2 protein-coding genes are annotated in these 2,149 nt (G+C 45.0%); both read left to right on the top strand.

The annotated features are described in order from the left end of the window. Positions 1-37 precede the first annotated feature (37 nt). Positions 38-1,279, top strand: coding sequence for a hypothetical protein (locus AB5405_RS09765; protein ID WP_368138354.1), 1,242 nt, complete (start codon positions 38-40; stop codon positions 1,277-1,279). Continuing rightward, positions 1,260-2,149: ThiF family adenylyltransferase (locus tag AB5405_RS09760; protein WP_368138353.1), on the top strand; the 890-nt coding region annotated here is incomplete at its 3' end. The genes AB5405_RS09765 and AB5405_RS09760, both read left to right, overlap by 20 nt.

Genomic DNA, 2,149 nt, shown 5'->3' with positions numbered 1-2,149 from the left:
ATTACCGCCGTTGTTTCTTTAAAAATGGTAGGAATACATGTCTCCAAGAATTGATATATCGATTGACGAGCTGCCCGAAGCGTCGAGCCTTCTTGATGGACATGACTATTCGTCACAAATCATTCAGCGTATCGCCGGGGTTCCAGTAATACTCGATGCATCGGGATGCCCTCATTCCCCTTTTTTCGAAGTTGAATATGATGACAGGACGATTAGGTTTACAAGTCGACATGATAATGAGCATATTGTCGAGTTGGGGAGGAAGCTTGACTACGTCCATCACAATTGCAGCGGCTTTCTAAAGACTTTCTTTTTGAGAATAGATGTAATTGATGATCACTGCTATTCGCTAAGCAATCATGCAAAGTCGCTGTCCATTGCATTCCGGACCGGAGGAAGGGTGGGACCATTTTTACATCTCCTCTCTTCTCACTATTTTTGTGTCAATGATTTTTCTGTTACGCGAATCGGAAGGCAGGAAGTCAAACTGAGCAGCGCTGCGTGCACTCAGACTATGACGATAAAGCGCATCGAGAATAGATGGATTGACGTCTTGTGTTTTCTTCTCGGAAGAACCATGGCAAGCTGTAATACAAACATGCCCTTATTAATTGAGCGCTATTGCAAGAGCGCGCGGCTGCACCATGGATTATCTGGCATAGAGGCTTTTATCGTTTTTTCAAACAAGCACTCTCCCTATTTCGCTGACGAAGAAGGACGTAGGAACATCCTCTCTCTCGTTGACACAGAGGCAATCAGAAGACTTCTGTCGCCGAAACTGAAAGACCCCTCCTTCGATTACGGCGTGAATAAATCCGATGAACAAAGAGAGATAACTGCGAAATTATCAATTTCATGCGACAAATACTACCCCAATAAAAAGATTGTAAAACTAATAGCGCTTCAATTATCATCGTCAGGCAGGTATTATCCAAAGCTCATGTCGAGTGATTATTTCTCTCCTCAATCGGATCAGGCGGATGTGCACCTGCTTTTAATTCCGAATACTTTCTATGACCCTATTTTTATCTACTATCAACTCGCACTACTGACGGGCTTGGGCAACCGAATGCGTCTCCAAAAGTATTTATCGGTTTTGAGCAGGTATTTTTCTGGCATGATTTCGCGCCAGGAGTTTAACGAGAGAGCCGTCGAACTGTTTGGCGAGGCTGCGTGTTTTCTGCCGATCGGACGACTCTCCAGCGCCTTCTTCATGCGAAACACTTTTCCAGAAGAAGGCTTGAGGGAAAGGATATTAAATGTTCTATTGGAACGATAGTGCTTATATCAGGAGAGATTCCAACGAACTTATATTGCAAGGATTAAAATCGCGAGTGAGGGTCAAAATCTCTGATTTGAGTACGAATCTTTTTGAACAGCTCGCCAAACAAAATATGATAGATGAGACGAGCCTTGAATCTCGCGAGCAACGATTCTTGCTAAGGCTCAACGAACTTGGTTTTCTAGAAACTGAAGAATACGAGCTGGAATCACCCCGCTCGAGGACAGCTCGCTTTTTGTCTTATTATTCCGACGCTCCGCTGACGTTACTTAAGCAAATCGGTGCCGTTCATCTTGCCATCGTTGGTATGGGCGGCATAGGGCAGGTGGTGGTGGAGCATTTGGCTGCTGCTGGAGTTCGGCATTTTACATTAATCGACGGGGATCGAGTTGAGAGGTCAAACGTAAATCGTCAGTTTCTTGTTGGTCCCGACGAAATAGGAGAAGCAAAAGTAGAGGCAGTTTCCAAAACACTCGTCAATCGCTATCCGGATCTTTCGCTTAATCCAGTTGCGTCTTACGTCCGCTCTGCCGAAGATCTCATGCGTTGCGTTCCTTCGAGGACTTCAATGCTTGTTTGCGCTGCAGACTGTGGGGAAGGGGTCAATCCCAGGTCAATAGTTCTTGAAGCATGTATAGAAAAGGACATTCCCTGTGCATTTTGTGCTGTTGGAGTAGCTGATGGGGAAATTGGGCCTATTCTCGAAAAGAAGAACGATATGAAATCCTATCTCTCTTTCCTCCAACAAGCTGAAGAAAACATAGTCCACATGCCCGTGCCAAAGGGATCAATTTGTTTTACGAACAGTCTCGTGGGAACTGCGCTTGCAATGGAGATATACCGATATCTTTGTATAGGATCGAGTCC

The sequence above is a fragment of the Collinsella aerofaciens genome, from assembly GCF_040920445.1.
Lineage (GTDB): Bacteria > Actinomycetota > Coriobacteriia > Coriobacteriales > Coriobacteriaceae > Collinsella > Collinsella aerofaciens_BH.
Note: the sequence above shows the minus strand (reverse complement) of the source record. Positions and strands in the feature narration are given on the sequence as shown.